This window comes from Pseudomonas frederiksbergensis (assembly GCF_003732665.1).
GTDB lineage: Bacteria > Pseudomonadota > Gammaproteobacteria > Pseudomonadales > Pseudomonadaceae > Aquipseudomonas > Aquipseudomonas frederiksbergensis_G.
In genome coordinates this window covers 216,635-242,945 of sequence record NZ_MOBP01000023.1, presented here as the reverse complement: position 1 = coordinate 242,945, position 26,311 = coordinate 216,635, and the positions used below count along the sequence as shown (strand labels likewise).

Annotated in this window: 23 protein-coding genes; 9 read left to right on the top strand and 14 right to left on the bottom strand. The window is 60.8% G+C overall.

All coding sequences use genetic code 11. The features are described 5' to 3' along the window. Positions 1-113 precede the first annotated feature (113 nt). The 4 genes from BK665_RS30885 (at position 114) to cmoB (ending at position 3,033) form a co-directional block, all read left to right on the top strand. Complete coding sequence (locus BK665_RS30885; protein ID WP_123410260.1) at positions 114-500, top strand: protease inhibitor I42 family protein; 387 nt, start codon at positions 114-116, stop codon at positions 498-500. Positions 501-502: 2 nt separating this feature from the next. Further along, positions 503-1,138: a lysoplasmalogenase gene (locus tag BK665_RS30880; protein WP_123410259.1), complete on the top strand. Its 636-nt coding sequence runs from the start codon at positions 503-505 to the stop codon at positions 1,136-1,138. 162 nt (positions 1,139-1,300) lie between these two features. Continuing rightward, positions 1,301-2,080: a carboxy-S-adenosyl-L-methionine synthase CmoA gene (gene cmoA / locus BK665_RS30875; RefSeq protein ID WP_185076687.1), complete on the top strand. Its 780-nt coding sequence runs from the start codon at positions 1,301-1,303 to the stop codon at positions 2,078-2,080. After that, entirely contained in the window at positions 2,077-3,033 is a 957-nt protein-coding gene (cmoB, locus tag BK665_RS30870) for a tRNA 5-methoxyuridine(34)/uridine 5-oxyacetic acid(34) synthase CmoB (protein WP_123410257.1), read from the top strand. The genes cmoA and cmoB overlap by 4 nt, the downstream gene beginning before the upstream one ends. A gap of 131 nt (positions 3,034-3,164) precedes the next feature. Here the strand turns inward: cmoB and tadA are convergent, their stop codons facing one another. From tadA to treP, 7 genes are all read right to left on the bottom strand, one after another. Then, positions 3,165-3,662, bottom strand: coding sequence for a tRNA adenosine(34) deaminase TadA (gene tadA, locus BK665_RS30860; RefSeq protein WP_123410256.1), 498 nt, complete (start codon positions 3,660-3,662; stop codon positions 3,165-3,167). Next, positions 3,662-5,038 carry a multicopper oxidase family protein gene (locus tag BK665_RS30855; protein WP_123410255.1) on the bottom strand — a complete coding sequence of 459 codons (1,377 nt, stop codon included), beginning with the start codon at positions 5,036-5,038 and terminating at the stop codon, positions 3,662-3,664. The genes tadA and BK665_RS30855 overlap by 1 nt, the downstream gene beginning before the upstream one ends. A gap of 223 nt (positions 5,039-5,261) precedes the next feature. Further along, positions 5,262-5,552, bottom strand: a complete 291-nt coding sequence (locus BK665_RS30850; protein ID WP_123410254.1) for a PTS sugar transporter subunit IIB — start codon at positions 5,550-5,552, stop codon at positions 5,262-5,264. Positions 5,553-5,554: 2 nt separating this feature from the next. Next, entirely contained in the window at positions 5,555-8,083 is a 2,529-nt protein-coding gene (gene ptsP, locus BK665_RS30845) for a phosphoenolpyruvate--protein phosphotransferase (RefSeq protein ID WP_123410253.1), read from the bottom strand. A gap of 149 nt (positions 8,084-8,232) precedes the next feature. After that, entirely contained in the window at positions 8,233-9,456 is a 1,224-nt protein-coding gene (locus tag BK665_RS30840; RefSeq protein WP_123410252.1) for a maltoporin, read from the bottom strand. Between the two features lie 94 nt (positions 9,457-9,550). Then, positions 9,551-11,200, bottom strand: a complete 1,650-nt coding sequence (gene treC / locus BK665_RS30835) for an alpha,alpha-phosphotrehalase (protein ID WP_123410251.1) — start codon at positions 11,198-11,200, stop codon at positions 9,551-9,553. A 119-nt stretch (positions 11,201-11,319) separates the two neighbouring features. Then, the gene (treP, locus tag BK665_RS30830) at positions 11,320-12,762 is read right to left on the bottom strand and encodes a PTS system trehalose-specific EIIBC component (protein ID WP_123410250.1); all 1,443 of its coding nucleotides are present in this window, start codon (positions 12,760-12,762) and stop codon (positions 11,320-11,322) included. 237 nt (positions 12,763-12,999) lie between these two features. Between treP and treR the strand changes: the two genes are divergently transcribed. Then, entirely contained in the window at positions 13,000-13,704 is a 705-nt protein-coding gene (gene treR / locus BK665_RS30825; RefSeq protein WP_123410249.1) for a trehalose operon repressor, read from the top strand. A 72-nt stretch (positions 13,705-13,776) separates the two neighbouring features. Here treR and guaA read toward each other — a convergent pair whose 3' ends face one another. The 4 genes from guaA to BK665_RS30805 form a co-directional block, all read right to left on the bottom strand. Next, the gene (gene guaA / locus BK665_RS30820; RefSeq protein ID WP_123410248.1) at positions 13,777-15,354 is read right to left on the bottom strand and encodes a glutamine-hydrolyzing GMP synthase; all 1,578 of its coding nucleotides are present in this window, start codon (positions 15,352-15,354) and stop codon (positions 13,777-13,779) included. A gap of 99 nt (positions 15,355-15,453) precedes the next feature. Further along, on the bottom strand, positions 15,454-16,923 hold the full coding sequence (gene guaB, locus BK665_RS30815; protein WP_054045343.1) for an IMP dehydrogenase: 1,470 nt from the start codon (positions 16,921-16,923) through the stop codon (positions 15,454-15,456). A gap of 210 nt (positions 16,924-17,133) precedes the next feature. Continuing rightward, on the bottom strand, positions 17,134-17,682 hold the full coding sequence (locus BK665_RS30810) for a sugar ABC transporter ATPase (protein WP_123410247.1): 549 nt from the start codon (positions 17,680-17,682) through the stop codon (positions 17,134-17,136). A gap of 162 nt (positions 17,683-17,844) precedes the next feature. Beyond that, the gene (locus tag BK665_RS30805; RefSeq protein WP_123410246.1) at positions 17,845-18,612 is read right to left on the bottom strand and encodes a sulfite exporter TauE/SafE family protein; all 768 of its coding nucleotides are present in this window, start codon (positions 18,610-18,612) and stop codon (positions 17,845-17,847) included. Between the two features lie 102 nt (positions 18,613-18,714). Between BK665_RS30805 and BK665_RS30800 the strand changes: the two genes are divergently transcribed. The 3 genes from BK665_RS30800 to BK665_RS30790 all read left to right on the top strand — a co-directional run bounded on the left by BK665_RS30800 (position 18,715) and on the right by BK665_RS30790 (position 21,971). Next, positions 18,715-19,659 (top strand): LysR family transcriptional regulator, encoded by a 945-nt coding sequence (locus BK665_RS30800; RefSeq protein WP_123410245.1) that lies wholly within the window; start codon positions 18,715-18,717, stop codon positions 19,657-19,659. A gap of 107 nt (positions 19,660-19,766) precedes the next feature. Then, positions 19,767-21,146 carry an exodeoxyribonuclease VII large subunit gene (gene xseA / locus BK665_RS30795; protein WP_123410244.1) on the top strand — a complete coding sequence of 460 codons (1,380 nt, stop codon included), beginning with the start codon at positions 19,767-19,769 and terminating at the stop codon, positions 21,144-21,146. A gap of 3 nt (positions 21,147-21,149) precedes the next feature. Continuing rightward, positions 21,150-21,971 carry a peptidoglycan DD-metalloendopeptidase family protein gene (locus BK665_RS30790; RefSeq protein ID WP_123410243.1) on the top strand — a complete coding sequence of 274 codons (822 nt, stop codon included), beginning with the start codon at positions 21,150-21,152 and terminating at the stop codon, positions 21,969-21,971. 78 nt (positions 21,972-22,049) lie between these two features. Here BK665_RS30790 and BK665_RS30785 read toward each other — a convergent pair whose 3' ends face one another. Next, complete coding sequence (locus tag BK665_RS30785; protein ID WP_123410242.1) at positions 22,050-22,274, bottom strand: hypothetical protein; 225 nt, start codon at positions 22,272-22,274, stop codon at positions 22,050-22,052. A 165-nt stretch (positions 22,275-22,439) separates the two neighbouring features. On the opposite strand from BK665_RS30785, the gene leuA reads away from it, so the two are divergent. Then, the gene (gene leuA, locus BK665_RS30775; RefSeq protein WP_123410241.1) at positions 22,440-24,122 is read left to right on the top strand and encodes a 2-isopropylmalate synthase; all 1,683 of its coding nucleotides are present in this window, start codon (positions 22,440-22,442) and stop codon (positions 24,120-24,122) included. Between the two features lie 172 nt (positions 24,123-24,294). On the opposite strand, the gene BK665_RS30770 is transcribed toward leuA, so the two are convergent. After that, positions 24,295-25,086, bottom strand: a complete 792-nt coding sequence (locus BK665_RS30770; protein WP_123410240.1) for an amidohydrolase — start codon at positions 25,084-25,086, stop codon at positions 24,295-24,297. Next, on the bottom strand, positions 25,074-26,222 hold the full coding sequence (locus BK665_RS30765; RefSeq protein WP_123410239.1) for a pyridoxal phosphate-dependent aminotransferase: 1,149 nt from the start codon (positions 26,220-26,222) through the stop codon (positions 25,074-25,076). Before BK665_RS30765 ends, BK665_RS30770 begins: the two co-directional genes overlap by 13 nt. Between the last annotated feature and the right edge of the window lie 89 nt (positions 26,223-26,311).

The window sequence follows — 26,311 nt, the reverse complement described above, 5'->3', positions numbered from 1 at the left end:
TGGAAGTTGAAGTCACAGCATTAAATCCTTGGTCAACAATTACCGACTGTCACACTTTGTCTCATCTTCAGTTATGCTCGCCGTTCGTCGTGAATGCCGGAGCCACTGACCCTATGTCCCCCACCCGCCTGTTTGTCCCCCTCGCCCTGCTGGCCGCTTGCGCCACGCCGTCGAAACAGAACGTGACCGTGGAAAAACAAAGTGAATGCCCGGCCAGACTGAACAACGGGCAAAACCTGATTCTGATTCTGCCGAGCAATCCGACCACGGGTTATCGCTGGGCGATCCAGGATTCCGCCGGCGGTGTGTTGCGCGCCCTCAGCCCTGAGGTGTACAGCAACCCGGAAGACGCCGGGATCGTTGGCAGCGCCGGGATTTCAACCTGGCGTTTTCAATCCTTCGCCACCGGCACCGGGCGTTTGCGTCTGACGTATTCTCAGCCGTGGGCGCCGGAAGTGCCGGCGGTGAAAACCTTCGACTGCGCGATCTCGGTTAACTGATCGTGGGCTGGCTGATTCTGGCGCTGATGGGCGCGGTGACCTTTCTGTATGGGTTGAGCGTGCATGCCGCGCTGCTCTGCCTGCTGGTCAAACCGTTGCCGGTGCTGGCCCTGCTCGGCTGGTTGCACGACGCGCCGCCCACTGAGTATCGCCGCTGGATCAGCCTCGGCCTGATTTTCTCCCTGCTCGGTGACGTGTTGCTGGCGTGGCCGGGGGATTTGTTTGTGTTTGGGCTGGGGGCGTTTTTGGTGGCGCATCTGGCGTATCTGAAAGCGTACTTGAGCGATTGCCGGCGCTTGGCGCTGTTGCCGTTGATCCTGGCCGTGGCGGTGGGCGCGGTGCTGTTGGGGATTCTGATTTCCCACGGACTTGGGCCGTTGCTGGTGCCGGTGATTGTTTATGGCGTGGCAATCAGCGCGATGCTTTGGCGAGCACTGGCCAGGCTCGGTAGCGATGTGCCCCGGCGCTCGGCATGGCTGGCGGCGGCAGGCGCGGTGGCGTTTGTGTTTTCCGATAGCGTGATCGGGATCAGCCGGTTTGTGATGCCGTTTGAAGCGGCGCCTTATGTGATCATCCTGAGTTACTGGGTGGGGCAATGGGGGATTACGGCGTCGGCGTTCGGTCCCAAACCACGCTGAATTCTGTGGCGAGGGAGCTTGCTCCCGCTCGAGTGCGCAGCGCTCGCCAGATTTGGGGCTGCTACGCAGCCCAGCGGGAGCAAGCTCCCTCGCCACAATGGATCGCACTGTCCACTGCGGTTTATCAGACAACCCGCGCATCCCCCGGTCAATTTGGCTAAAATGCCGGCCTTTTCCACCTACGCCGCTGGAACCGCCGTGAGCAAAGAACCCGATCGCCTTTTCGCCCAGCCTTTGGCCCAGGTGCCTGACTTCGCCTTTAACGAGGACGTGGTGCGGGTGTTCCCGGACATGATCAAGCGCTCGGTGCCGGGTTACCCGACCATCGTCGAAAACCTCGGCGTGCTCGCCGCGCAGTTCGCCCAGCCCAACAGCGTGCTCTACGACCTCGGTTCGTCCCTCGGCGCCGTGACCCAGGCCCTGCGCCGTCACGTGCGTACCGACGGTTGCCGGGTGATCGCTGTGGATAACTCGGCGGCGATGGTCGAACGCTGCCGCGAATACCTCAACGGCCAGGACTCGATGTTCCAGGAGTTGCTGCCGGTTGAAGTGATCGAAGGCGACATTCTCGCCCTGCAATTCCAGCCCGCCTCGGTGGTGGCGCTGAACTTCACCCTGCAATTTATTGCCCCTGATCAGCGCACCGCGTTGCTCAGTCGCATCCGCCAGTCGTTGCTGCCCGGCGGCGCACTGATCCTGTCGGAGAAGCTGCGCTTCAACGATCTTGAAGAACACGCGTTACTCACTGATTTACACGTCGCGTTCAAACGCGCCAACGGCTACAGCGAACTGGAAATCGCCCAGAAGCGCAGCGCCATCGAAAACGTCATGAAGCCCGACAGCCTCGAAGAACACCGCGAACGCCTGCTGGCCGCCGGGTTCTCGAAAGTCGTGCCGTGGTTCCAGTGTCTTAACTTTGCCTCGTTGATTGCCTTGCCATGATTGATCTGTCCCCCCTCGCCCGCCGTCTGGCCGGCACCCCGCTGACCGATTGGGCCAACACCCTGCAAGCGCAACTCGACAAGAAAATGGAGAAGGGCCACGGCGACCTGGAGCGCTGGCAAAGTGCGCTGGACGCCTTGCCGAAGATCCAGCCGACCGAAGTCGACCTGCTCAACGGCCTGACTCTGGACACCGATTGCGACGACGAAACCCGCGCGCAGATGCGTACCGCGCTGATGGGATTGTCGCCGTGGCGTAAAGGGCCGTTCGACCTGTTCGGCGTGCACGTCGACACCGAATGGCGCTCGGACTGGAAATGGTCCCGGGTCGCGCCGCATCTGGACCTGAAGGGCAAACGCATCCTCGATGTCGGCTGCGGCAATGGCTACTACATGTGGCGCATGCTCGGCGCCGGGGCCGACAGTGTGATTGGCGTCGATCCGAACTGGCTGTTCTTCTGCCAGTTCCAGGCCGTGCAGCGCTACTTGTCCGAGCCGAATGCCTGGCACCTGCCGTTCCCCTTCGAAGACTTGCCAGCAAACATGGAAGGCTTCGACACCGTATTTTCCATGGGCGTGTTCTACCACCGCCGCTCGCCGATCGAGCATTTACTGGCGCTGAAGGATTGCCTGGTCAAGGGCGGTGAACTGGTGCTGGAGACGCTGGTGATCGAAGGCGATCAGCAGCAGGTGCTGGTGCCGGAAGACCGTTATGCGCAGATGCGTAACGTGTGGTTCCTGCCGTCGGTGCCGGCGCTGGAATTGTGGTTGCGACGTGCCGGGTTTACCGATGTTCGTTGTGTGGATGTAAGCAACACCACCGTCGAGGAACAACGCGGGACGGAGTGGATGAAGTATCAGTCGTTGAGTGATTTCCTTGATCCGGAAGATCACAGCAAGACCGTTGAAGGGCTGCCGGCGCCGATGCGTGCCGTGATCGTCGCCCGCAAGTAAACCCCGATTTCCAATCCAAAGGAGATCCCCTGTGGGAGCGAGCTTGCTCGCGATGAGGCCATAACATCCAACATCAATGTTGAATGTCAGTCCGCTATCGCGAGCAAGCTCGCTCCCACATTGTTTAGTGTTTATTCGGTGGGTTTGGCTCTTCGGGCCTTGAAGAATTCGCTGAGCACCGTCCCACACTCCTCTGCCAACACCCCGCCCTCAAACAACACCCGGTGATTCAAGAAACCCTGGGTAAAGAATTGCCCCTGGCTCTGCACAATCCCGGCCTTGGGCTCCAGGGCGCCGTACACCACCCGCGCGATCCGCGAATGCACGATCAGGCCGGCGCACATGCTGCACGGCTCCAGGGTCACGTAGAGGGTGCTGCCGGGCAGGCGATAGTTGCTGGCGGCCAGGGCGGCGGCGCGGATCGCGACCATTTCCGCGTGGGCGCTGGGGTCATGGCCGCTGATCGGGCAGTTGAAGCCGCGACCGATGATTTCCCCGTCTTGTACCAACACCGCGCCTACCGGCACTTCACCCAGCGCCGCACCTTGGGCGGCGAGGGCCAGGGCTTCGCGCATGAAATCGCGGTCGCGGCTGCGGTCGATGATGGCCGCGGGACGAATCTGACGCATCACGCCACCTCGATGGCGGCCATCAGGCCGGTTTCCATGTGGTCGATCACATGGCAGTGGAACATCCAGACGCCCGGGTTATCCGCCACCAGCGCCACTTGCGCCCGCTCGTTTTTGCCCAGCAGGTAGGTGTCGGTGAAGTACGGGATGACCTTGTGCCGGTTCGAGGCAATCACCTTGAAACTCATGCCATGCAGGTGAATCGGGTGCTGGTATTGGGTCATGTTCTTCAATTCGAAAATGTAGCTCTTGCCCTTTTCAAGCTTGGCAATCGGGCGATCGGCGCAGGTCTTGTCGGTGATGTCCCAGGCCTTGCCGTTGATCTGCCACAGGCTTGGCGGCTTGCCGTTGTCGACGTTGACCGACACCGAGCCCACCCATTCGAAATTGAAGTTGAGTTTCTCGGCATTGGCCAGGTCCGGCTCGGCCACCGGGTTGGCGGGCAGCGCGGGCGGCCATTGGGTCGGGGCGTCGCTGTTGGCCACCGAACGCAAGGTGCCCACACGTACCGGACCGTTGCGCAAGGATAGCTCTTCACCGGCCGGCGGGGCCTTGATGGCCAAGCAGATGCGCATACCGGGGCCGAGCCAGTATTCCTTGCCCAGCGGGCGCGGTTCGATGGGGTTGCCGTCCAGCGCGTAGATCTGCGCTTCGACGCCGGGGATATTGAGGCGATAGGTCAGGGTGTTGTCGAGGTTGAGGATGCGCACGCGAGTGATTTGCCCGGCGGGCAAGTCGATCACCGCTTGTGGCACGCCATTGATCGTCGATAACCGCCCCGCCGTGCCGCCACGAGCCGCTTCGCGAGGAATGCTAAAGGCGACGAACGCGCCTTCTTCATCGACGTGCCAGCTCTTTAGGCTCAGGGTTTTTTCGTACTTGAAACCGGTAGGCTCGCGCTCTTCGATAATCAGCGGGCCGACCAGGCCACGACCGAGTTCTTCGCTGCTGTTCACGTGGGGGTGATACCAGTAGCTGCCGGCGTCGGGCACGCGGAATTTGTAGTCGAAGTACTCACCCGGCAGTACTGGAAGCTGCGAGACGTAGGGCACGCCGTCCATTTCCAGCGGCAGGCGGATGCCGTGCCAGTGGATGGTGGTGGCGACCGGCAGGTGATTGATGAAACGCACCCGCAGCCATTCGCCCTGACGCACGCGCAACTCGGTGCCCGGCGCCGACGGGCCGAACGCCCAGGCTTGGGTCTTGTGCCCGGCAACCAGTTCGACGTCCAGCGGGGCGGCAATCAGTTCGTAATCGTGGCCCGCCTCGGCGTCGGCCATCTTGCCCAACCAGTAACGCGACGCGCCACCGGCCCCCACGCCAACCACCACAAGACCGGCCAGACCACCGAGTATTTGTCGACGGGTAAAGGACATGAACTCAACTACCTCACGTATCAGCGACGGGCCAGGGGCCCGCAAAAGGCGAATACGATACACCTGCGGTTGAGAAACAGTAAGGGCGGGGCGGCGGATGGCCGCAGGAGAGGTGATCGTTCCCACGCTCTGCGTGGGAATGCCTCAACGGACGCTCCGCGTTCGGCTTTGAATGGGACGCGGAGCGTCCCGGGCTGCATTCCCACGCGGAGCGTGGGAACGATCATTGTGGGAGGCCGGTGATCAAGTGTGCCACTCCGCCATCCAGCAGCATGACGCCGGGCACTCCCGCCCGATCCAACGCCTGCCGATCCACCCGCCGCACATCCCGCAACTCCACCCGCACCCGGGTCAGCGCCACCGATTTCTGCGATTTAAGGTTATCCACCCCGCCCAACGCGTCGACAATCGCCGGCGCCAACCCCGACACCATTGGCGCCACGACCTTGGGCTCATCCACCACCAGATCCGGGGTCAGGGCTTTCCAGAACGCCCGCTGCATTTTCTCGAACATGCTCAGTTCTCCAGAACCAGTGAAGTATCGACCGTGGCCTCGTGATACAGCCGCAACGCTTCGCGCACTTGCTCGGCGCTTTCCAGCCCCAGTACTTGCTGGGCGATGGCCTGGCAATCCGCCAGATCCACTTCACGCACCGCCGCTTTTACCGCCGGAATCAGCGGCACGCTCACCGACAGCTCATCCACCCCCAACCCCAGCAGCAGCGGAGTCGCCAGGGTTTCCGAGGCCAGCGCACCGCACACGCCGACCCATTTGCCATGGGCATGGGCTGCTTTGATGGTTGTGGCGATCAAGCGCAGCACCGACGGGTGAAAGCTGTCGGCCTGACTGGCGAGGCGTGGGTGATCGCGGTCCATGGCCAGGGTGTATTGAGTCAGGTCGTTGGTGCCGATGGAGAAAAAATCCACCTCGGGCGCAAACAGGTCCGCCATCAACGCAGCGGCAGGTACTTCGATCATGATCCCCAGTTTCGGCAATTCCGTGAGGCCCAGCGCCAGTGCCTCTTCCTCCAGCAGTTGCCGCGCCAGGCGCAACTCCGAGAGCTGCGCGACCATCGGCAGCATGATGTGCAAACGGGCCAGTCCAGCGCTGCTGAGGATGGCCTTGAACTGATCGCGCAGCAGTTGCGGACGCTCCAGGCACAGGCGAATCCCGCGCATGCCCAGGAACGGGTTGGTTTCGCTGTCCATCGGCACGTAGGCCAGCGGTTTGTCGCCGCCGACATCCAGGGTGCGCACCACCAGATTGCGCGTCGGGCCCAGGGCGCGGGCGATGGCGCTGTAGGTGGACGCCTGTTCGTCGTGGCTTGGCGCGTGGTGGCGGTCCAGATACAGGAACTCCGAACGCAACAGCCCAACGCCCTCGCCGCCAAGGGTCATGGCCTGTTCAGTTTCCGCCAGCGAGGCGACGTTGGCCGTGACCTCGATGTGATGACCGTCCCGGGTGCACGCGGCAAGCGAGGCGTGGGCCAGGTCCTGTTGATGGCGTTTGTGTTGTTGCTGAAGGTTGGCTTGCAGTTGTTCGATGACGGACAGATCCGGGTCCAGATGCAGCTCGCCCTTATCGGCGTCGAGCAAAACCTGGGTGCCATTGGCCAGTGTCAGCACTTGAACCGGTAAGCCGCAGATCGCCGGCAGCCCGGCGGCCCGGGCCAGAATCGCGACGTGGCTGGTGGCGCCCCCGCCGACCGTGGCGAAGCCCAGCACCTTGCGGGTATCGAGCCCGGCGGTCTGGGAGGGAGTCAGTTGTTCGGCGATCAGGATCGCGCCGTCCGGCAGATCGATTGCATGATCCTGCACACCCAGAATCTGTTTAAGCACCCGCTGACCGACATCCGCCAAGTCTGCCGCGCGCTCGGCCAACAAGGCATTGCCCATGCTTTTGAACAGAGTTGCCGTCGACTCGGTGGCCGCGCGCCAGGCGAACGCAGCGCTTTTGCCTTCGTTGATCAGCACCTGAGCCACTTCCAGCAAACTCGGGTCTTCGAGCAGTTCCTGATGCGCCTTGAAGATATCTGCTTGCGCGTCGCCAACGGCGCTGTCGCGCAGTTGTTGCAGGGCCGCCAATGCCTCGGCCAAGCCCCGGGCCAGATGATCGCGCTCAGCGTGCGGAGTGGTGCCGAGTTCAACGATGTCCAGTTTCTGTTCGGTGATCTGCACCACTTGGCCAAACGCCGATCCGGCCGATGCGCAAACCCCGCGCAACACCTTCAGCGATACACCTTCGGTCTCGTTCGCCGCAACCGGCGGCGTCACCGCTTCACCGCAACCCGACGCCAACAGCTCGGCCAGGGTCTTGATCGCTTCTTCAGCATCGGGCCCCGCCGCGCTGACTTGCACCACGTCACCGTGAGCGGTCTGCAGCGTCATGATCGCCACCAGGGATTTCGCGTTCACGCTGTCCTGCTTTTTATGCAGGAAAATACTCGCTGAAAATCTTTTGGCGGCCTGGGCAAACACCGCTGCCGGACGCGCATGCAAGCCGTTCGGGTTGGCGAGGGTCACCGGTTTGGAGAACAGTGCCTCGCCTTCCTCCGCGCCCACGTCATCCGCCGCTTGCCCTGCGGTGTTCACATCAAGCAACGGCTGGCCGCTGTCGACCACGCCCGATTCGGGCACCAGCCACGTAAACGGCTCACCGCTGACCACCAGCATCAATGTCAGCAGGCTGCGGGCGTTCAGCGCGACAAAATCGGCATCGAACTCGATCAGCGACTGGCCGACATCAACCTGCTCACCCTCCTCCACCAACCGCGTGAAGCCATCGCCCGCCAGGTTCACCGTGTCGAGGCCGATGTGCATCAACACCTGCACGCCATTTTCCCCGGTGATGCTGATCGCATGCCCACTGGCCTGCACATTGCTGACCACCCCGGCCAGCGGCGCGCACAAGGTGCTCGAAGTCGGATCGATGCACAGGCCATCGCCGATCACCCGAGTGGAAAACACCGGGTCGGGGACAAGGTCCAGTGGCATCAATACGCCGGACAGCGGCGCATGCAGTTGCAAATGTTGGGGTGTGGCCATGACGTCACCTGCTGTTTTGTTCTTTTAAAAGACGCTGCGATACCCGTAGGAGCTGCCGAAGGTTGCGATCTTTTCTCCTGGACTCGCTTGAGTCTGGAGCGAAAGATCAAAAGATCGCAGCCTTCGGCAGCTCCTACGAGGTTATGCGTTTATTTCCACCAGTACTCGACCTGCAATCCGACATTGGAACCGTGGCGCGCCGTGCCGAAGGCGCCGGTGTCGGACAACGCCGAGCCCGCCGCCAGTTCATTGGCCGCCCGTTTGGCCGCCTCGTTCCAGCTCGCATAGGTGTAATACAGACGCACCTCGGGGCGCGCCCAGAATTCCGGACCCTTGGGTGACCAGGTCGGGGCGAAGGTGAATTTGCTCAACTTGCGCGTCCCGCCGGGTGCCTCGACCTGATCGTGACCCAACTCCGTCACCAGTTTGAACTGTTCGGTGATCGCATAGGCCGGGCGCACCCCGAGGGACAGCCAGTTCTGGTCGGCGCCGTCCGGGCGAATGTCTTTCTGGTACACCGCCTCGATCTGCCCGCCGAATCGTGGCGTCACCTGCCAGTCGAAAAACTCGACCACGCGATAACTTTTATTGCGGTCGTCGAGCTGCACGTTACCGGTATAACCCAATCCGGTGCCGGGGCCTTCGCCGTACTGGAAGGCCAGTTTGTTCTTGCCGCCGAGAAAACCCTTCTGCACATGCTGGGTGGTGATCGCCCAGCCCCGGTGCGCGTCGCGGCTGTCGGGTTTGTCGATGTAGCTCAGGCCCACCTCCAGCTCACCGCCGGGGTTGGTCTTGAACCCGGCGACGTTGAAGTCATGCCGGTTGATGTAGTCCTTCTGGTACAGGTTGTCCTTGCGCGAGAACGCGTAGCTGTATTTCAGATCGCCAATCAGCACATCCTCGACACCGCCGCCGGTGGCGCTCTGGTTCCAATAGTAGAAGTCGGAAATGTGGATATCGTTCCGCTTGTAGTAGCGCCGCCCGGCCCACAGCGAACCGCCGTTGAGGCTCGGCATGTTCGACCATTGCCCGTACAACTGCGGCATGCGCACCGAGCCGTTGTCGCCGTTGAACGTCAGGTCCTTGTCGTACTGGTTATACAGGGATGCCATGCCATCGACGCTGAGCACCGAGCCGTCGTCCAGGGTGTAAAGATCCTGGCGCAATTCAAGTTCGGCGTACTGTTCGCATTCGTTGCCCAAGCGGTATTTGGTCTGCGCCCCCGGCAGTTGAAAACATTGTTGTTTGCCGCTGTTGGTCGAAGTGCCGACGCCGCTGCGCAAGTAACCGCCGAACTCCAGCGCCTGTGCTGAAAGTGGCAAAGCCAGGCACACGCCCGCGGCGACAAGGCTGCGATTTATTGTTGTTTTCAAGTGCTACCCCATTATTTTTATTGTGTGTTGCAGCAAAAACAGCGCGCAAAACTCCCCCGCGCAGTGTTCTGCGTGTTTTTGAAACGGGTCTTGTTTAGTAGTTGGTCAGGTGCAGCACGAACGACTCAAAGGGCCGTAGAAACACCTGCCGCTTACGCGACGGACAGTCCGGGTAGTTGCTGATCACCAATCGTTGCGTCATTGCTTCGCTGATCACTTCATCCGGCAACTCAACTTCACAGGTTGTGCCGTAGAAGTTGTTCAACACCAGTAATCGCTCGCCCTGACCTTCCCTTGTGTAGGCCCAGATTTGGCTGTGTTCAGGCAGCAACTGGCGGTACACACCCTCGGACATCAAGGCTTCGTCGCGGCGCAACGCGATCAACCGACGGTAGTGATGCAGCACCGATTCCGGGTCGTCGAACTGGCTGGCGACGTTGATCTGCGCGGCGTTGGCCGGCACGCTGATCCACGGTTCGGCCACGCTGAAACCCGCGTTCGGCTCGGCGTTCCAGTGCATCGGCGTACGGCCGTTGTCCCGGGATTTCTGCATGATCGCCGCCATGTTGTCGGCATCGCTGACCCCGGCGTTGCGTTGGAGGCGATGGATGTTCAGGGTCTCGACATCCCGGTACTGATCGATGTGATCGAAGCCCGGATTGGTCATGCCCAACTCTTCGCCCTGGTACACGAACGGAGTGCCCTGGAGGAAATGCAGCGCGGTGCCGAGCATCTTCGCCGACACCACTCGATGCTCGCCGTCGTGACCAAAACGCGACACCACTCGCGGCTGATCGTGGTTACACCAGAACAACGCATTCCAGCCACCGCCGGCCTGCATGCCAGTCTGCCAATCCGAAAGAATGCGCTTGAGTTGCAGGAAGTCGAAGTCGGCACGAATCCACTTTTGCAGGTTCGGGTAATCCACTTTCAAGTGATGAAAGTTGAAGGTCATCGACAGTTCTTTCGACTCGGGCCGCGAATAACGAATGCAGTGCTCAAGACTGGTGGAAGACATTTCGCCGACATTGATCAGGTCGTGGCCTTCAAACACTTCGCGGTGCATCTGCTGCAAGTACTCGTGGACGTTCGGGCCGTCGGTGTAGAAGCGCCGACCGTCGCTGTTGTCCTCGGGGAAGTCCGCCGGTTTGGAGATCAGGTTGATCACGTCCAGACGGAAACCACCGACGCCTTTGTCGCGCCAGAAGCGCATCATCTTGAACACCTCGGCGCGCACCTTGGGGTTGTCCCAATTGAGGTCAGCCTGGGTGTGGTCGAACAGGTGCAGGAAGTACTGGCCGGTCTGGGCTTCGTACTCCCAGGCCGAGCCACCGAACTTGGATTCCCAGTTGTTCGGCTGGTCGCGCCAGATGTAGAAATCGCGGTATGGGTTGTCGAGGCTACTGCGGGCCTGCTGGAACCATTCGTGCTCGATCGAGGTGTGGTTGACCACGATGTCGAGCATCAACTTGATCCCGCGCTTGCCGGCCTCGGCGATCAGCAATTCGCAATCGGCCATGGTCCCGTAGCTCGGGTCGATGGCGTAGTAATCGCTGATGTCGTAGCCGTTGTCGCGCTGGGGCGAACGCAGGAACGGCGTGATCCACAGGCAATCGACGCCCAGCCAGTGCAGGTAGTCGAGCTTGGCCACGACGCCGAGCAGATCCCCGGTAGGGTTGCCGGCGTGGCTGTGAAAGCTTTTCGGGTAGATCTGGTAGATCACCGAACGTTGCCAGTCTTGCATGGCGCTATTCCTTCCATTAATTGATGCGGTGACCGTTATGGCCCCTTCGCGAGCAAGCCCGCTCCCACATTGGAATGCGGTCAACCTGTGGGAGCGGGCTTGCTCGCGAATACGATCTGTCAGGCAACCCGAAACCCCGGCCGAACAATCTTCATGCTCAACCCACAGGTCAAAACAAACGGCACGACCATGGCGATGATCATTCCGATGACAAACATCGGGATGAACTGCGGAATGATCGAGATGAAACCGGGCAAGCCACCGACGCCAATCGCCGAGGCCTGGACCTTGTTCAGCGACAGGAAGATGCAGCCCATGGCCGAGCCGATCAGCGCTGAATAGAACGGAAATTTGTAGCGCAGGTTGACGCCGAACATCGCCGGCTCAGTGATGCCGAAGTAAGCGGAAATCGCCGAGGTCGAGGCCATGCTTTTGTCCCGCACGTTGCGGGTCATGTAGAACACCGCCAGTGCCGCGCTGCCTTGGGCGAGGTTGGACATGACGATCATCGGCCAGATAAAGGTGCCGCCCTGCGTGGAAATAAGCTGCAAGTCCACGGCGAGGAACATGTGGTGCATGCCGGTGATCACCAGCGGTGCGTAGAGCAGGCCGAAAATCGCCCCGCCGACCATCGGCGCCAGGTCAAACAGGGTGACCACGCCTTCGGTGATCAGGATCCCCAAATGCCGGGTCACCGGACCAATCACCGCCAGCGCCAGCACGCCGGTAACAACGAGAGTGGTGATTGGCACCACCAGCAATTGCACGGCATTCGGCACCCGCGCCCGCAGCCATTTTTCGATGACGCTCATCACATAGGCCGCCAGCAGGATCGGCAGGATCTGCCCTTGGTAACCGACCTTCTCGATCTTGAACCAGCCGAAAATATCGAAGTACGGCAGGCTCTGCCCATCGAGCCCAGCCACGGCCTTGCCGTAGTTCCAGGCATTGAGCAGGTCCGGGTGCACCAGCATCAGGCCAAGCACGATGCCGAGGATTTCGCTGCCGCCAAAACGCTTGGATGCCGACCAACCCACCAGGGCTGGCAGGAACACGAACGACGTGTTGGCCATCAGGTTGATCAGGCTCCAGATGCCGTCAAGGCCCGGATACGCATCGAGTAGGGTCTTGCCCTCAATGAACATGCCCTTGGCGCCAATCAGGTTGTTGACGCCCATCAACAGGCCGGCCACCACCAGCGCAGGCAGGATCGGCATGAACACGTCGGAAAACACCCGCACCAGACGCTGCATGGCGTTGATCTTGTCGGCGCTCTTTTGTTTAACGTCAGCGATGGTCGAGGCCGCGAGACCGGTTTGCCGGCGCAATTCGGCGTAGACCTTTTCTACTTCGCCGGGGCCGATCACCACCTGGAACAGGCCACCGGTGAAGAACGAGCCTTTGACCAGATCGATCTGGTTCAGCGTGGCGCTGTTGACCAGGCTCGGGTCCTTGAGGGCCAGGCGCAAACGCGTCACGCAGTGCGCGGCCTGCTCAAGGTTGTCGCTGCCACCGAGGCTGACAAGCAGCTCGCTGGCGATATTCGGATAGTCGTGGCTCATGCTTGTTCTTCCGCTGTAGTTTTTTGTTATTGGCAGCACGCCGAAACGAAAAGTACTCGTCTGTACGAGTTAAAGCAACAACTCGTACAGACGAGTTTGATTTTGTTTGTCCCGGAGCCGACCGGCGGCGAAATTTCCTACCCCTCAAGTCAAAGAAACCTATTGCCGCATGGACAATTCCCTACCCTGCCCTTAAGGTTCAAAACCTTGAGTACAGCGCGGCATAGAGCCATCCCCATGAGTAAATACAACCAGATCTACACCGATCTGCTTGCCAGCATCACCACCGAACGTCTGGAACGTGGCGCGCGGTTGCCCTCCGAAACCGAACTGATGGACAGCTACCAGGCCAGTCGCGGCACCGTGCGCAAGGCCATCGAGCAATTGCAGGAGCGTGGCTTCGCCCAGAAAGTCCACGGCAAAGGCACCTTCGTGCTGTCGACCAACCCGATCGAATTTCAATTGGGTGGCATCGTCAGCTTCCAGGAAACCTACCCACGCCTGGGCAACGACGTCAGCACCGAAGTGGTCGAGTTCGAACAGATACCGCTGGAGGGCATGCTGCTAGAGCACATCAAGGCCGACGAAGGCAGCCTGATCACGCGGATCAAACGGGTACGGCGGATCGACGGCAAACGGGTCATCCTCGACATCAACCATTTCGTCAGCGACGTGATCCCCGGCCTGTCCCGAGACATCGCCGAACAATCGATCTACGCCTTCATCGAACAAACCCTGCAACTGCAAATCGCCTACGCCCAGCGCACCATCGAAGCGGTGCCCCGGGGCAAGGACGATCAACTGCTATTGGATCTGGATGGGCAGAGCCATGTGATTGTGGTGAGTAACCAGACGTTTTTGCAGGATGGGCGGCAGTTCGAATACACCGAGTCGCGGCATACGTTGGATAAGTTCTACTTCTCCGATATTGCCCGGCGTTGAAACGCAAAAGGCCCCGTGAACAAGTGTTCACGGGGCCTTTCGGGTGTTACGGACGACTAGTTACAGCCGGGATCACTCCCACTCAATCGTCGCAGGCGGCTTGCTCGACACGTCGTAAGTCACGCGGGAGATGCCTTCGATTTCATTGATGATGCGGCCGCTGACGGTTTCCAGCAGTTCGTAAGGCAGGTGAGCCCAACGCGCAGTCATGAAGTCGATGGTTTCTACGGCACGCAGGGCCACGACCCAGGCGTAACGACGGCCATCGCCTACAACGCCAACGGATTTCACTGGCTGGAACACCACGAACGCCTGGCTGACTTTGTGATACCAGTCGGCCTTGCGCAGTTCTTCGATGAAGATGTGGTCGGCGCGACGCAGCAGGTCGGCGTATTCCTTTTTCACTTCACCGAGGATCCGCACGCCCAGGCCCGGGCCTGGGAATGGGTGGCGGTAGACCATGTCGTACGGCAGGCCGAGTTCCAGGCCCAGGCGACGAACTTCGTCCTTGAACAGTTCGCGCAGCGGCTCGACCAGTTTCAGGTTCATCTCTTCCGGCAAGCCACCCACGTTGTGGTGCGACTTGATCACGTGGGCCTTGCCGCTTTTGGCGCCAGCCGACTCGATCACGTCCGGGTAGATGGTGCCTTGGGCGAGGTACTTGATGTTGTCCAGTTTGTTGGACTGGGCATCGAAGACGTCGATGAAGGTACGGCCGATGATCTTGCGCTTCTTCTCTGGGTCGCTTTCGCCAGCCAGATTGTTCAGGAACTGATCTTCAGCGTTGGCGCGGATCACCTTGACGCCCATGTTCTCGGCGAACATGGCCATCACTTGCTCGCCTTCGTGCAGACGCAGCAGGCCGTTGTCGACGAAGACGCAGGTCAACTGGTCGCCGATGGCTTTGTGCAACAGCGCGGCAACCACCGAGGAGTCCACACCGCCGGACAGGCCGAGCAGTACGTTATCGGTGCCGACTTGGGCGCGGATGTTGGCGATGGCGTCTTCTGCAATCTTCGAAGGTGTCCACAGGGCTTCGCAGCCGCAGATGTCGAGGATGAAGCGCGACAGGATACGGCCGCCCTGCTTGGTGTGGGTCACTTCCGGGTGGAATTGCACGCCGTAGTAGCCGCGAGCGTCGTCGAACATGCCGGCAATCGGGCAGCTCGGGGTGCTGGCCAGGATGTGGAAGTCCTGTGGCATCTTGGTGACTTTGTCACCGTGGCTCATCCACACGTCGAGGCCGAACAGGCCGTCGGCGTCGATGTGGTCTTCGATGCCGTCGAGCAGGCGGCTTTTGCCGACCACGTCTACGCGGGCATACCCGAACTCACGCAGCTCGGAACCTTCGACCTTGCCACCCAGCTGTTCAGCCATGGTTTGCATGCCGTAGCAGATACCGAAAACCGGGACGCCCAGGTCAAATACGGCTTGTGGGCAACGCGGACTGTCGGCTACGTGCACGGACTCTGGGCCGCCGGCGAGAATGACGCCTTTTGGAGCGAATTCGCGAATCGCTTCGTCGTCCATGTCGAACGGATGCAGTTCGCAGTACACGCCGATTTCACGCACGCGGCGGGCAATCAGCTGGGTGTACTGGGAACCGAAATCGAGGATCAGGATGCGGTGGGCGTGAATGTCGAGGGCCATGATTCAGTCTCGTCTAAGTAATTCAGAAACAGTCGTGATTCAGAAACAACTCGGGGCTGAATAAAACAGCCCCGGTTACTTAACTTATTGCTGGAAGCCTCAACCTACGCGGTAGTTTGGCGCTTCTTTGGTGATTTGTACGTCGTGTACGTGGGACTCGGCCATGCCAGCGCCGGTGATCCGCACGAACTCAGGCTTGGTGCGCATTTCTTCGATGTCGGCACTGCCGGTGTAGCCCATCGAGGAACGCAGGCCGCCCATCAGTTGATGGATGATGGCGCTCAGGGTGCCCTTGTACGGAACACGCCCTTCGATGCCTTCCGGAACCAGTTTCTCGGCGCCTGCCGAGGAGTCCTGGAAGTAACGGTCGGAAGAGCCCTGGGCCTGGGACATTGCGCCCAGCGAACCCATGCCACGGTAAGCCTTGTACGAACGACCCTGGAACAGTTCGATCTCGCCCGGCGCTTCTTCAGTACCGGCGAACATCGAGCCCATCATCACGCAGGAAGCACCGGCCACGATGGCCTTGGACAGGTCACCGGAGAAACGGATGCCGCCGTCGGCGATCAACGGAACGCCAGAGCCTTCAAGGGCAGCGGCGACGTTGGCGATGGCACTGATTTGCGGGACGCCGACACCGGCGACGATACGGGTGGTGCAGATCGAGCCAGGGCCGATACCGACCTTGACGGCGTCAGCGCCAGCTTCGACCAGGGCCTTGGCGGCAGCGCCGGTGGCAATGTTGCCGCCGATGACCTGCACGTCCGGGAAATTCTGTTTGACCCAGCGAACGCGGTCGATCACGCCTTTGGAGTGACCGTGGGCGGTGTCGACCACCACCACGTCAACGCCAGCGTTAACCAGGGCAGCGACGCGGTCACCGGTGTCTTTACCGGTGCCGACCGCCGCGCCAACGCGCAGACGACCTTGATCGTCCTTGCTGGCCAGCGGGTAAGCCTTGGCTTTTTCGATGTCGTTGACGGTCATCATGCCTTTGAGGGCAAATTTGTCGTCGACGATCAGGACGCGTTCGATGCGGTTTTTGTGCAACAACTCGCGAACGTCGTTCTTGTCGGCGCCTTCCTTGACCGTGACCAGACGCTCTTTAGGCGTCATCACTTCACGGACGGTGGCGTCCAGACGATTTTCGAAACGTACGTCGCGGGAAGTGACGATGCCGACCAGGTCGCCATCATGCAGGACCGGAACGCCGGAGATGTTGTGCATGCGGGTCAATTCGAACAGTTCACGCACCGTGGCGTCAGCCTCGATGGTGATCGGGTCCTTGACCACGCCGGCTTCGTAACGCTTGACCTTGCGCACTTCGGCAGCTTGCTGCTCGATGGTCATGTTCTTGTGGATGATGCCGATGCCACCTTCCTGAGCCATGGCGATTGCCAGACGGGCTTCAGTGACGGTGTCCATGGCGGCAGAAACCAGAGGAATATTCAGCTCGATGCCACGGGTTAGGCGGGTCTTGAGACTGACTTCGTTAGGAAGCACCTCGGAATAACCGGGCACGAGGAGAATGTCGTCGAATGTCAGAGCTTCTTGGCTGATACGCAGCATCGCGGGGGCTCCCGAGCGGGAAAATGGAAGCGCGCCATTATAGTCAGACACCCCCTCGGGTTCAATGTAAAACTCTGTCTATTATCGACACGGTCGATCGACGGGTATTTCACATCAAAAACCTGTAGGAGCGAGGCTTGCCCGCGAAGGCGTCATCACTGGCGCTAAAAGCTTCGCGGGCAAGCCTCGCTCCTACAGGTTCGGGTTCGGTTACAGCTCGACTTTTACCAGGCTGACAGGCTGATCCAGCCAATCGGCAAACTCATCGATAAAGCTCTGCTTGAACCCGGCCTCGGCCCAGTTATTGAAGATAAAGCCCAGGTTGGAAAAGCCGCATTCCTGCAAAAACAGAAAGCCGTTGATGTCATCTTCATGCCCGCATTCAGGGCAGGTGAAGTTGTCGGTGCGCCCCGGCATCCACTCTTCCAGGCTTTCGAACAGCGCTTCGCCGATTTCCTTGCGGCATTCGGCGCACCCCGCCTCGCCCAGAAAGCCCTTGGCCGGGGTGTAGATGCAGCGTTTGGTGATGATTTCCAGGCCATTGACCGGTTCGCCGAACGGCAGCGCTTCCGGGTGCAGGACCACTGCCCGGGCGCCATCGGCCAGGGCGTAACCCATGCGATTGCCGGTGCGCCCACAGGTGGTCAGCTCTTCCTTGACGATGTTCTTGCGCACCAGCCATCGCACGACCGCCCGGGCCCGGGGTTCGTGTACCGGCAGTGTGGAGATTTTCGGGACGATGATGCTTTGGGAATTCATGGTGCAAGCCTAGTGCGTCAAATGGGAGATTGTGCGGCGTGGCGGATGACGTCTTCGCGGGCAAGCCTCGCTCCTACAAGGATCTGCGCGAAACCTGTAGGAGCGAGGCTTGCCCGCGAAAGCGACAGAACGGCCGGCAGCTTAATCCCTGACACACTCAGGTCAAGTACTCAAATACCGCCCGATCAAGGCAATCCCGCTGGCCAGCACCAACCAGGTCACCAGCCGCACAAAGGCCTCACGGGACAGTTTCATGGTCAAGCGCCGACCGATCCACAACCCCAGCGCCATGGCCGGCAACAAGCACACGGCCAATACCAACAAGGGTAGCTCGGCATACACCCCGGCGACGGCAAACAGGCTCAGACGCACCACGGTGCTGCAACTGATCAATGCACTCTGGGTCGCCCGGGCCGCGTCCTTGGGCAAGCGACTGTTCAGATAGATCGCATATAAAAAGCCGCCACTGCCAAACAACGCCCCGAACATCCCGCCCACCGTGCCCATCGGCACCGCCCAACCGGCGGATAGCTGCGTGGGCCGGGTTTTGACCCACAGGCTGTAAACCGCATAGGCACTGATAAACAGCCCCATCAACAGCAGCAACACATCGGAATGAAGGTTCAGCAGGAAGATCACCCCCAGCGTGCAGCCCACCGCCATGCACGGCAGCAGCCGCAGCAGCTCGGGTTTGGCCACGTCCCGCCGCGACGGCAGCAAGTTGCCGAACGCCGCGACGAAATCCAGCAGCACCAGCAACGGCACGATTTTCGACAGCGGCATGAACAGGATCAGGATCGGCCCCGCCACCAGCGCGGTGCCAAACCCGGCGATGCCAAACACGATGTACGCCAGGGCAATGCCCAGCCCGATCACCAGCCAATCCGTCGCGCCGAACGGCCATTGGCCCAACAACTCAAGCACATTCATTGGCAGGTTTTTCCTTGAGGACCTGTGGATGACTTTAGCCAGCGCCGAGCCTTGCGACTAATATCTTCAAAGCCGCCCACCCATCTCGAAAAGGCATGCCTTGTGCTTTCTACCCGTCAATTGCGTTATTTCGTGGAAATCGCCGAGTGCGGCAGCTTCAGCGCTGCGGCCGAACGTCTGTTTATTGCCCAGTCGGCCCTGAGCCGGCAGATCAAGGACATGGAAACCCGTCTGCAAACACCGCTGTTCGAACGCACAGCGCGCCAACCTCGACTGACGGCGGCTGGCGAAGCCTTTTTGCCCCGAGCCAGGAATCTGTTGAACGACCTGACCAAGGCCAGCGAGATGGCGACTCAGGTGGGCAACGGTCAACTCGGCATGTTGCGCCTGAGTCATTCCAGCACCGTGCCGATGAGCGGACGCTTGCTGCGGGCCATCAGTGCTTATCTGGATCAACACGCTGGTGTGTCCATGGACATCGTCAAACTGTCGTCCGAAGCCCAACTCGAAGAACTAGCCGAAGGTCGGCTCGATGTCGGCCTGTTGCGCTTGCCGGTGCTGCGCCAGCGCGAAGGGGTGCAGATTGTGCCTTTATATACCGAGCGTCTTTTACTGGCGGTGCCACCAAACCATCCCCTGGCTGTGGATAACTCGGGACAAGGCATCGATCTGGCGCAATTGAAGGATGAGGCGTTCATCTCCATTCCTCATCCGCAGCGGGGCGGTTTGAGCTATTTGTCCGCCGAGTTATGCATGCGCCAGGGGTTCTTCCCGAAAGCAGCGCGGGTGGTGTCGCGCAAAACCACGCAACTGCAATTGATCCAGGCCGGGTTCGGCATTGCGCTGTTGCCGGAGTCGATGCGAGACATCGCCCCACCCGATATCCATTTCCTGCCGCTGGCCGACCCGGATTGCCACAGCACCGTCGCCCTCGCCTGCCGGCAAAACCCCACAGCGCTGGTTCAACATTTCATCAACACCTACACAAATCCCTGTGGGAGCGGGCTTGCTCGCGAAAGCGTCGTGTCAGTCGCCATCATTGTTTAATGACCCACCGCTTTCGCGAGCAAGTCGAATCGTCGCACCGCCGCTCCCACAGGGGATTTGTGTTGATGCATGGAGATTGTCCGGCGAATGCCTTTATCATGCGCCCCATGATTAAAGATCCCTTTGCAAGACTCGGCCTGGACCGTGAAGTCCTGACTGTCAGCCAGCTCAACGGCCGCGCGCGGGTGTTGCTGGAAGACGTGTTCAGCAATATCTGGGTCGAAGGCGAAATCTCCAACCTCGCCCGCCCGGCGTCTGGCCATGTGTATTTCACCCTCAAGGACAGCGGCGCCCAGGTGCGCTGCGCACTGTTTCGGCAGAACGCGGCCAAGGTGCGCCAGGCGCTGAAGGATGGCCTGGCGGTCAAGGTGCGGGGCAAGGTTTCGCTGTTCGAGGGCCGTGGCGACTATCAACTGATCCTCGACACCGTGGAACCCGCCGGTGACGGTGCCCTGCGCCTGGCCTTCGATGCCCTGAAGGAAAAACTCAGCGCCGAAGGCCTGTTCAGCGCCGAGCGCAAAGTGCCGCTGCCGGCCCATCCGCAACGCATCGGCATCATCAGTTCGCCGACCGGCGCGGTGATCCGCGACATCATCAGCGTGTTCCGCCGTCGGGCGCCGCAGGTGCAACTGACGCTGATCCCCACCGCCGTGCAGGGCCGCGAAGCCACCGCGCAGATTGTCCGCGCCCTGAAACTGGCCGATGCACGGGGCTTCGACGCGCTGATCCTGGCCCGTGGCGGCGGTTCGCTGGAAGACCTCTGGTGTTTCAACGAAGAAGCCGTGGCCCGCGCCGTGGATGCCTGCGTGACGCCGATTGTCAGCGCCGTCGGCCATGAAACCGACGTGTCGATCAGCGACTTCGTGGCTGACGTTCGCGCCCCGACGCCTTCCGCTGCTGCTGAGCTGTTGGCCCCTGACTCCAGCGACCTGGTGCGCCGGGTCGAAAGCTTGCATCGGCGTCTGGTGATGCGCATCCGCGACCGCTTGATGCGCGATCGCCTGCGCCTGGAAGGCATGTCCCGGCGCCTGCGCCATCCCGGCGAACGCCTGCGCCAGCAAGCGCAACGCCTGGACGATCTGGACATGCGCCTGCGCCGCGCCTTCGAGCGCAGCCTCAATACCCGTCGCGAACGCCTGATTCGCCTGGAAACCCGCCTCGCCGGGCAGCATCCCGGTCGGCAATTGGCGATGTTGCGCCAGCGCCTCGACAGCCTCGCCGAACGCCTGCCCCGCTCAATGCGCGAAGGCCTCAAGGCCCGGCGCCTGCAACTGCAAAGTCAGATGCAGACGCTGCATGTGGTCAGCCCGTTGGCGACCCTTGGCCGTGGCTACAGCATTTTGCTGGACGAGCGCGGCAACGCAATCCGCAACGCCGCCCAGACCCACCCCGGCCAGCGCCTGAACGCCCGACTCGGCGAAGGCGAACTGCAAGTGCGGGTCGAAGACAATCACCTGACGCCTGTCACCCTTTCTTTACTGGATTGATCCATGCCCCGTTTCCTGGCTCCACTGTTGTTGCTGTGCCTGACCTTCAACGCCCACGCCGACAGCTACATCACCCGCCTGTTGAACAAGCCGGTGCCGGGCGGCGTGGCCGTAGTGGATTTAGGCACCGCGGCCCAGGCGCCGAAAGCCACGTATCAAGGCAAACCGGTATTGGTGGTCAAGGAACAGAGCAATTGGCTGGCCATCGTCGGCGTGCCGTTGACCGTTAAGCCGGGGACCCAGCAAGTGAGCAGCGGCGGTCGTAACTTGAGTTTCACCGTCGGTAACAAGAAATACCCGGAACAGCACATCACCCTGAAAAACACGCAGCAGGTCAATCCGAACCCGGAAAACCTCAAGCGCATCGAGGGCGAACTGGCCGAGCAAATCCAGGCCTATCGCAGCTTCAGCCCCGTCACCCCGAGCAACCTGTTGCTGGACAAACCGGTCAACGGGCCGCTGTCGAGCAAGTTTGGTGTGCGCCGCTTCTTCAATGGTGAAGAGCGCAATCCCCACGCCGGCCTGGACTTCGCGGTGCCGGCAGGCACGCCGATCAAGACCCCGGCGGCGGGCAAGGTGATTTTGATTGGTAACTACTTCTTTAACGGCAACACGGTGTTTGTCGACCATGGCCAGGGCTTTATCAGCATGTTCTGCCATATGTCGAAGATTGATGTGAAGGTCGGGCAGCAGTTGGCTCGTGGTGGCGTGGTGGGCAAGGTCGGTTCGACGGGTCGGGCGACCGGGCCGCATATGCACTGGAATGTCAGCCTGAATGATGCGCGGGTGGATCCGGCGATTTTTATTGGGGCGTTTCAGCCCTGATTAATGGGTGAGGCGACTGGCCTCTTCGCGAGCAAGCCCGCTCCCACAGTGGATTTTCGGTGTACACAGTATCTGTGTTCACATCGGCCAAAAATGTGGGAGCGGGCTTGCTCGCGAAGGCGGCGTCACAGGCAACGAATCATCAACCGTCAATTGCGCACCATCCAAACCCCACGCAAACATAAAAACAATCTCCCCACATCCCAGCAATAAAATCTCGCTAATCCCGCCTTTTCGAGTATTCCTCTCAATTTTTTTCGACTGCTTGCCAACCTCAACCCCGGCGGTTAGGGTTAAAGCCATGAAAACCTCTCACACCCTCATTCAGCTTCGCCAGCACCGCAGCCTGTGCCTCGTCAGTGCACGACTGCCAGGCTGAATCGCGGTGCCTCGCCTGACACGTTTTCCCACAACTTTTGATCCACCGGCAGGCCGCCTCTTTTCGGCCCACACAATAAGGATTTCCCGATGAGCATGCTCAAAGACCCGTCTTCGAAATACCGCGCGTTCCCGACTATCGACATCCCGGATCGCACCTGGCCGTCGAAGACCATCACCGCCGCGCCGATCTGGTGCAGCTCGGACCTTCGCGACGGTAACCAGTCGCTGATCGAGCCGATGGACGCGGTGAAAAAGCTGCGTTTCTGGAAAACCCTGGTGCAAGTCGGCGTGAAAGAAATCGAAGCGTCGTTCCCGGCCGCTTCGCAAACCGACTTCGACTTCGTGCGTACACTGATCGAAGGCGGCCACATTCCGGACGACACCACCATCCAGGTGCTGACCCAGGGCCGTGAAGACTTGATCGAGCGCACCTTCGAATCCCTGCGCGGGGCGAAGAAAGCCATCGTTCACCTGTACAACGCGACCTCCCCTTCCTTCCGCCGCATTGTCTTCAACCAGGACAAGGACGGGATCAAGGCCATCGCCGTGAACGCCGCCAAGCTGTTCGTCAAATACGCCGCCCAGCAGCCGGACACCCAGTGGACCTTCGAGTACTCGCCAGAAACCTTCAGCGCCACCGAACTCGAGTTCGCCAAGGAAGTGTGCGACGCGGTGATCGAAGTCTGGAACCCGACGCCTGAGCACAAGGTGATCCTTAACCTGCCCGCCACCGTCGAATGCGCAACCCCGAACATCTACGCCGACCAGATTGAATGGTTCGGCCGTCACATCAACCGTCGTGACAGCGTGATCATCAGCCTGCACACCCACAACGACCGTGGCACTGGCGTAGCCGCCACCGAGCTGGGCCTGATGGCCGGCGCCGACCGTGTCGAAGGCTGCCTGTTCGGCAACGGCGAGCGCACCGGCAACGTCGATCTGGTGACCGTGGCGCTGAACCTCTACACCCAGGGCATTCACCCTGAGCTGGATTTCTCCGACATCGACGGCGTGCGCAAAGTCGTCGAAGAGTGCAACCAGATCCAGGTGCACCCGCGTCACCCGTACGTCGGCGACCTGGTACACACCGCGTTCTCCGGCTCCCACCAGGACGCCATCCGCAAAGGCTTCGCCCAGCAGAAACCGGACACCCTGTGGGAAGTGCCGTACTTGCCGATCGACCCGGCCGATATCGGTCGCAGCTACGAGGCGGTGATTCGCGTCAACAGCCAGTCGGGCAAGGGCGGCATCGCTTACCTGCTGGAACAGGAATACGGCATCAGCTTGCCGCGCCGCATGCAGATCGAGTTCAGCCAGGTTGTACAACGCGAAACCGATCGCCTCGGCCTGGAAATGACCGCCCAGCAAATCCACGCACTGCTGCACAGCGAGTACTTGCAGGCCAACACTCCGTACGCGCTGGTCAGCCATCGCTTGCAGGAAGAAAACGGCAACAGCTCGGTGGAAGTGGAAGTCTCGGGCAAAGGCCAGGGCGAAACCAACCTGCACTGGCGCGGCAGGGGCAACGGTGCTCTGGAAGCCTTGGTGGCCGGCCTGCCGATCCCGGTGGAAATCATGGACTACAACGAACACGCCATCGGCGCGGGCACCAATGCCAAGGCCGCGGCCTACATCGAACTGCGGGTTGAAGGCCAGCGTGCAGTGCACGGCGTGGGCATTGATGAAAACATCACCACCGCGAGCTTCAAGGCGCTGTTTAGTGCACTGAACCGGTCGTTGAGCCAGCCGCAAGCCAAAGAAGCGGCGTAAGCGTTCGCCGGAATGCAAAAGGCCCCAAGGTGAAAACCTTGGGGCCTTTTTGTTGATCGTTCCCACGCTCCGCGTGGGAATGCCTCAAGGGACGCTCCGCGTTCCAGCTCCCGAATGGGACGCGGAGCGTCCCGGGCTGCATTCCCACGCGGAGCGTAGGAACGATCAGATCTCAGGTGAACTCGAAGGTGTCGGCATCCAGATTCGCCGGAAACCGTGTGCGATAAGCCGCCAGTTCCGCCGCATCCAGCACCACCTGAAACACACCATCGGCCTCGCCAGCACTGAGCAACGTCTCACCCTGAAAATCCAGCACCTGACTGTCGCCGGTATAGGCAAAGCCCTTGCCGTCGGTGCCAATCCGGTTCACCGCCGCGACATAGCACAGGTTCTCGATGGCCCGGGCCGGCAGCAAACGGTTCCAGTGTTGACGCCGCGCACCCGGCCAGTTGGCGGTGTAAAGCAACAGGTCCGTGTCCTGGGCATCCCGGCTCCACACCGGGAAGCGCAGGTCGTAGCAAATCAACGGCCGAATCCGCCAGCCCTTGAGTTCGAACTGCACCTGGCGCTCGCCGGGGGTGTAGTGGTTGTGCTCGCCGGCCATGCGAAACAGGTGGCGCTTGTCGTAATGCAGCACCTCGCCGTCCGGCCGCGCCCAAAGCAAGCGATTGCGGTGACTGCCGTCGGCAGCCTGGACGATGACACTGCCGGTGATCACTGCAGCGTATTTTTCAGCCTGGACCCGCAGCCATTTGCTGGTCGGACCGTTTTCCGCCTCGGCCAGCGTCTCGGACTCCATGGAAAAACCGGTGGTGAACATCTCCGGCAGGATGATCAGGTCCGCGCCGCGGGCCTGTTCCAGCAATTGCTCGAAATGCTCCAGGTTGGCCTGGCGGTCGTGCCAGACCAGGGTGGTCTGGATCAGCGCGATGTTCAGGTTGGGCAGTGCACTCAGATCACGCATAGTTTTGCCGCTGCTTCACGCAGGGTCTCCTCGCGTTTGGCGAAGCACAGGCGCACCAGGCGCTGGCCTTCGGGTGGGTTCTGGTAGAACACCGAGATCGGGATGCTGGCGACGCCGTGTTCGCGGGTCATCCACAGCGCCATCTCGACATCGTTGAGGTCCGGGCGGATCTGCGAATAATCGACCAATTGGAAATAGGTGCCGCTGACACGGGTCAAGCTGAAGCGCGAGGGTTCCAGCAGATCGCAGAACAAATCGCGCTTGGCCTGGTAGAAACCCGGCAGTTCTTCGACGTGCTCCGGGTGCTCGGCCATGAAGTCGGCCAAGGCAAATTGCAGCGGGGTCACGCCGCAGAAACTGACGTACTGGTGCACCTTGCGCAATTCCGCCGTCAGGGCCGGCGGTGCGACCACGTAACCGGTTTTCCAGCCCGTGACGTGATAGGTCTTGCCAAAGGAGCTGACCACGAACGCACGCTGATACAGTTCTTCGTGATTGAGCACGCTAACGTGAGGCACGCCGTCGAATACCAGGTGTTCGTAGACTTCATCGCTGACGAGGTAGATGTCACGATCACGAATCAAATCCGCCAACTGATCCAGCTCCGCACGGCTGATCAGCGCACCGCTCGGGTTGTGCGGCGAATTGATCACGATCATCCGCGTACGCGGCGTGATGGCCTCAGCCAGCTTCTGGAAGTCGATGGAGAAATCATCCAGCCCGAGCTGCACATGCACGCAGCGGCCACCGGCCAGCTGCACCGAGGGCTCGTAACTGTCATAGCACGGATCGAAAACGATCACTTCGTCGCCGCTGTGGATAACCGCCTGAATCGCACAGAAGATCGCTTGAGTGGCACCGGGGGTGACGGTGACTTCGAGATCAGCATCCACGCTCACGCCATAGCTGCGGGCGATCTTCGCCGCAATCTGCTGGCGCAACGCCGGCAGGCCGGTCATCGGCGAATATTGGTTGTGGCCACTGGCAATGTGTCGGCCGACCGCATCGCACAAGGCTTTGGGGGCATCGAAATCGGGAAACCCCTGGGACAGGTTGATCGCCCCGGTCTGCGCCGCGAGCTGAGACATCTGAGTGAAGATAGTGATGCCGACATTCGGCAGCTTACTGGTGATCATCGGTGGTTCCCTGCTCTACACCCGGCTCTACGGCGGCGCGGGAGAGCCCGAGGATAGCCCATACGGTGCCCATAAAAAAAGGGCGCATA

What these genes read in the sequence shown, in the direction of transcription:
- BK665_RS30885 (WP_123410260.1), top strand. Translation starts at nt 114, where the DNA reads ATGTCCCCCACCCGCCTGTTTGTCCCCCTCGCCCTGCTGGCCGCTTGC.
- cmoA (WP_185076687.1), top strand. Translation starts at nt 1,301, where the DNA reads ATGCCGGCCTTTTCCACCTACGCCGCTGGAACCGCCGTGAGCAAAGAA.
- cmoB (WP_123410257.1), top strand. Translation starts at nt 2,077, where the DNA reads ATGATTGATCTGTCCCCCCTCGCCCGCCGTCTGGCCGGCACCCCGCTG.
- tadA (WP_123410256.1), bottom strand. Translation starts at nt 3,662, where the DNA reads ATGCGTCAGATTCGTCCCGCGGCCATCATCGACCGCAGCCGCGACCGC.
- BK665_RS30855 (WP_123410255.1), bottom strand. Translation starts at nt 5,038, where the DNA reads ATGTCCTTTACCCGTCGACAAATACTCGGTGGTCTGGCCGGTCTTGTG.
- BK665_RS30850 (WP_123410254.1), bottom strand. Translation starts at nt 5,552, where the DNA reads ATGTTCGAGAAAATGCAGCGGGCGTTCTGGAAAGCCCTGACCCCGGAT.
- ptsP (WP_123410253.1), bottom strand. Translation starts at nt 8,083, where the DNA reads ATGGCCACACCCCAACATTTGCAACTGCATGCGCCGCTGTCCGGCGTA.
- treC (WP_123410251.1), bottom strand. Translation starts at nt 11,200, where the DNA reads ATGCAAGACTGGCAACGTTCGGTGATCTACCAGATCTACCCGAAAAGC.
- treP (WP_123410250.1), bottom strand. Translation starts at nt 12,762, where the DNA reads ATGAGCCACGACTATCCGAATATCGCCAGCGAGCTGCTTGTCAGCCTC.
- treR (WP_123410249.1), top strand. Translation starts at nt 13,000, where the DNA reads ATGAGTAAATACAACCAGATCTACACCGATCTGCTTGCCAGCATCACC.
- guaA (WP_123410248.1), bottom strand. Translation starts at nt 15,354, where the DNA reads ATGGCCCTCGACATTCACGCCCACCGCATCCTGATCCTCGATTTCGGT.
- guaB (WP_054045343.1), bottom strand. Translation starts at nt 16,923, where the DNA reads ATGCTGCGTATCAGCCAAGAAGCTCTGACATTCGACGACATTCTCCTC.
- BK665_RS30810 (WP_123410247.1), bottom strand. Translation starts at nt 17,682, where the DNA reads ATGAATTCCCAAAGCATCATCGTCCCGAAAATCTCCACACTGCCGGTA.
- BK665_RS30805 (WP_123410246.1), bottom strand. Translation starts at nt 18,612, where the DNA reads ATGAATGTGCTTGAGTTGTTGGGCCAATGGCCGTTCGGCGCGACGGAT.
- xseA (WP_123410244.1), top strand. Translation starts at nt 19,767, where the DNA reads ATGATTAAAGATCCCTTTGCAAGACTCGGCCTGGACCGTGAAGTCCTG.
- BK665_RS30790 (WP_123410243.1), top strand. Translation starts at nt 21,150, where the DNA reads ATGCCCCGTTTCCTGGCTCCACTGTTGTTGCTGTGCCTGACCTTCAAC.
- BK665_RS30785 (WP_123410242.1), bottom strand. Translation starts at nt 22,274, where the DNA reads ATGGCTTTAACCCTAACCGCCGGGGTTGAGGTTGGCAAGCAGTCGAAA.
- leuA (WP_123410241.1), top strand. Translation starts at nt 22,440, where the DNA reads ATGAGCATGCTCAAAGACCCGTCTTCGAAATACCGCGCGTTCCCGACT.
- BK665_RS30770 (WP_123410240.1), bottom strand. Translation starts at nt 25,086, where the DNA reads ATGCGTGATCTGAGTGCACTGCCCAACCTGAACATCGCGCTGATCCAG.
- BK665_RS30765 (WP_123410239.1), bottom strand. Translation starts at nt 26,222, where the DNA reads ATGATCACCAGTAAGCTGCCGAATGTCGGCATCACTATCTTCACTCAG.